This window comes from Pseudomonas sp. SG-MS2 (assembly GCF_009933855.1).
In the GTDB taxonomy this organism is placed as follows: Bacteria; Pseudomonadota; Gammaproteobacteria; order Pseudomonadales; family Pseudomonadaceae; genus Aquipseudomonas; species Aquipseudomonas putida_E.
The window spans coordinates 1-3,066 of record NZ_MOMO01000219.1 but is presented as its reverse complement, the minus strand read 5'-3'; the positions used below and the strand labels follow the sequence as shown (position 1 = coordinate 3,066).

Annotated in this window: 5 protein-coding genes; 4 read left to right on the top strand and 1 reads right to left on the bottom strand. The window is 58.8% G+C overall.

What is annotated here, in order from left to right:
• From BLX42_RS18405 to BLX42_RS18395, 3 genes are all read left to right on the top strand, one after another.
• Window positions 1-256, top strand: a 256-nt coding sequence (locus BLX42_RS18405; RefSeq protein WP_218580319.1) for a hypothetical protein, incomplete at its 5' end; no start/stop codon positions are given.
• Entirely contained in the window at window positions 256-1,389 is a 1,134-nt protein-coding gene (locus BLX42_RS18400) for a hypothetical protein (RefSeq protein ID WP_161872342.1), read from the top strand. The genes BLX42_RS18405 and BLX42_RS18400, both read left to right, overlap by 1 nt.
• On the top strand, window positions 1,390-1,986 hold the full coding sequence (locus BLX42_RS18395; RefSeq protein WP_256672035.1) for a DUF4376 domain-containing protein: 597 nt from the start codon (window positions 1,390-1,392) through the stop codon (window positions 1,984-1,986). It begins immediately after the preceding gene.
• Window positions 1,987-2,044: 58 nt separating this feature from the next.
• Here the strand turns inward: BLX42_RS18395 and BLX42_RS18390 are convergent, their stop codons facing one another.
• Window positions 2,045-2,353 (bottom strand): YceK/YidQ family lipoprotein, encoded by a 309-nt coding sequence (locus BLX42_RS18390; protein WP_256672036.1) that lies wholly within the window; start codon window positions 2,351-2,353, stop codon window positions 2,045-2,047.
• A 100-nt stretch (window positions 2,354-2,453) separates the two neighbouring features.
• On the opposite strand from BLX42_RS18390, the gene BLX42_RS18385 reads away from it, so the two are divergent.
• Window positions 2,454-2,924 carry a hypothetical protein gene (locus BLX42_RS18385; protein WP_161872340.1) on the top strand — a complete coding sequence of 157 codons (471 nt, stop codon included), beginning with the start codon at window positions 2,454-2,456 and terminating at the stop codon, window positions 2,922-2,924.
• The last annotated feature ends 142 nt before the right edge of the window (window positions 2,925-3,066 follow it).

Sequence of the window (3,066 nt, the reverse complement as noted above, 5' to 3'; positions counted from 1 at the left end):
GCCGCGCGCCACTGTCACCGCCTCGTCGCTTCTGCTCTACAGCAGCAAGGACGCGGGGGCCATATTTCAGCTCATCGACTCTGAGCTGATGGCGGCTTACACCCTGGCGGCAACCACGGCCATCCCCGAAACAAGCTTCGGAAACATCAGCCAAGATACGCCTTTGCGTCTTCAGGCGGGCGAGCAACTCTACGTGGGTTCCCAGGTGGCGCTGGCTGCTGGCATTCAATTCCGGTCCGAAGGGGGTGACTACTGATGAGCCTTGGTAATCCGTTGGGCAACCCGCTCGGGAATCCGTTGGGTTTGGCTCGCTCTGGCGGCGTAGACGGCTCGGTCGGGGTAATTCGGGCGCAGGGCAACGATCCTGGCGGCAATTACTTACCGGCAGATGGGCGTCAGTTGTTAAAAGCCATATATCCGAAATTATTTTCTCTTTTGGGTGAAGCATACACCCCCGCGGATTACACTTCCGGTTTCTCCTTAGTCACGTTGTCAGCGTCAAGCACGTGGAAGAGCCTGGCCTACGGGAACGGTATCTTCGTTGCGATTAGTCAAAACGGCCTTTCGTCCCTGTCTTTCGATAAAGGGCTTACATGGTCTGCGGGTGGTAACCTGCCGGTGGCTACTCAGTGGCAGTCTGTCACGTATGGAAATGGCCTATTCGTGGCTGTTGCGACAGGCCCGGTGGCGTATTGTGCGACCTCGCCTGATGGGGCGACATGGACGCAGCGTACATTACCAGTTTCGTCCAACTGGTCAGCCGTTGCATACGGTGGCGGTAGATTCATCGCGTTAGGCTCAGGCCAGGCTACCGCCCACTCTATGGACGGCATCAACTGGACTGCGGGCGGGGCTTCTGGAGTTTCAGCAGTCACATTTAAAGTTGCCTATGGTGCGGGGCTTTTTGTTGCCACCCCTGGAAGCGGCGTATCGACAGCCAGTGTGTATACGTCCCCTGATGGGCTAACTTGGACATCTCGCACATTACCATCCACAACCACTTGGCAATCAATTGCATTCGGCAACGACCTATTTGTGATGGTCGGGAGCGGCAATGCCATTGTTACTTCTACGGACGGCGTTACTTGGACTAACCCGGGCGCCATTAGCTTCAGTCGTACAGTTATAGCCTATGGGATGGGAGATTTTTTAACGTTCAACTCATCGACGGCGAATTCTCAAACTTCACCAGATGGCAAAACATGGGTTTCGCGCCCAATTACCGTATTGTCATACACCGATGCGGCGGTTGGGGATGGCGTGTTAATAGCCATTGCGACCACAACCGCATCCGCCTCTAGAATCGATCTTGTCTCTCCTATAATTTTTAACCTACCGAACATAAAAACCCTCGATAGTAATAAAATAACTTACATAAAGGTTCGCTAAATGATCAAAGTCCAAAACGGCATCGCAACGCGCGAACCAATTCCCGACTTCCTCTTCGGCTTGGCACCAGAATCCCTGGCCGACCTGTCGTGGACTGATCCCCAGTTGGGCGTACAGGACTGCGCGTGGTGGCCAGAGGAAAGCGCCGATGGAGACCTGGCCGCCGGCATGAAGTGGGGCACTGAGATTCTGACCCCGGACCTCGAGCGCCAGGTGGTCATCGTCACGCATGAGCAGGCTCCGCTGAGCGATGAGGAAAAGACTGCTCTCGCAGCGACCTGGGCGCAACGCATCGCTGATCGCAGATTCCAGGCAGAAACCGGTGGCGCAGTCGTCGAGGGCCTGACGGTCAACACCGAGCGCGACAGCCAGTCTCTGCTGACCGGTGCTGCATTCGCTGCCTCGCTCGATCCTGACTACCGCATCAAGTGGAAGACGGCGTCAGGTTTCGTTGAGCTGACGGGCGACCAGGTCATCGCGCTGGCCACCGCAGTGCGCGCACACGTGCAGGCCTGCTTCGACCGGGAGGCGGAGTTGCTGAGTGCCGCGGCTGACGGCTTGATCACCGTCGAGATGCTGGAGCAAGGGTGGCCGTAACAGCCTCGACCTGACGCAACCATCCCCGACCGACCAGACCTATATCAGCGCCTGCGGATCAATACTGAAGCCTCCGGATTGGTATATTGCCGAACTTGTATTGCTGATAGCCGGTGTACGGAAGGATGACTGTATCGGCAATACCTGACGCCGCCATGTCGATCAGGATCGGGAATGGCGCCCAGTGAGCCCCCGCTCTTTGCGGCCCACTCAAATTGCAAAACTGATACGCAGCGCCGCTATACACCCGAGGAATGGTGTGGCAATCGGTCTGCCATTTCGCCAGGTCATCCGCAGCCTTTGACTCGCTCGACACTGTTCGCACAGTCCCGCACCCGCTCAGCGCTACCGTAAGCGCTACACCCATCCATAGCTTCTTCATCAGGCCACTCTCTCTGTGATGGGCAGATCATAGCGCATCTATTTCACGGCCCGCCTAGCGCGGGCTTTTTCGTTTGGAGAAACCCATGCTGCAACAAATCCGCGCCTCGGCAATTGCCCCGGCGCTCAAACTGCTGCCTGCGAAAATGTCGGGCCGGCGTGCTGAGCAGATGCTGCTGAGCATCGGGCTACAGGAAAGCCGACTGATCCATCGTCGGCAGATCGGCGGTCCGGCCCGAGGCCTCTGGCAGTTCGAAAAGGGTGGCGGTGTCCGTGGCGTGCTCGAGCACTCCAGCACCCAAGCCCTGGCGCGCTCCGTATGCCAGGCCAGGGGCGTGCCGGTGACCGACGCCGCTGTCTATGCCGCGCTGGAGCACGACGATGTGCTTGCTGCCGCGTTCGCCCGGCTTCTGCTGTGGACCGATCCTGCGCCGCTGCCTGCGGTGGGTGAGGTTCAGCGGGCATGGGCCTTGTACCTACGCACTTGGCGCCCAGGCAAGCCGCACCGGCAGACCTGGGATGCTCTGTATGCCCAGGCAATGGAGGAGGTGGCATGAAGAAAGCCATTCTGCTGGCCGTCGTCCTGCTCCAGGGCTGCGCTGTCCAGGCCCTGAGCTACGCCGCCAACACTTACTGCGCGGCTCCAGCGGATGTGCGCACCGCCAACCGCATCCTGGTCAACGCCTCGATCGCGCCGAA

What these genes read in the sequence shown, in the direction of transcription:
- BLX42_RS18395 (WP_256672035.1), top strand. Translation starts at nt 1,390, where the DNA reads ATGATCAAAGTCCAAAACGGCATCGCAACGCGCGAACCAATTCCCGAC.
- BLX42_RS18390 (WP_256672036.1), bottom strand. Translation starts at nt 2,353, where the DNA reads ATGGGTGTAGCGCTTACGGTAGCGCTGAGCGGGTGCGGGACTGTGCGA.
- BLX42_RS18385 (WP_161872340.1), top strand. Translation starts at nt 2,454, where the DNA reads ATGCTGCAACAAATCCGCGCCTCGGCAATTGCCCCGGCGCTCAAACTG.
- BLX42_RS18400 (WP_161872342.1), top strand. Translation starts at nt 256, where the DNA reads ATGAGCCTTGGTAATCCGTTGGGCAACCCGCTCGGGAATCCGTTGGGT.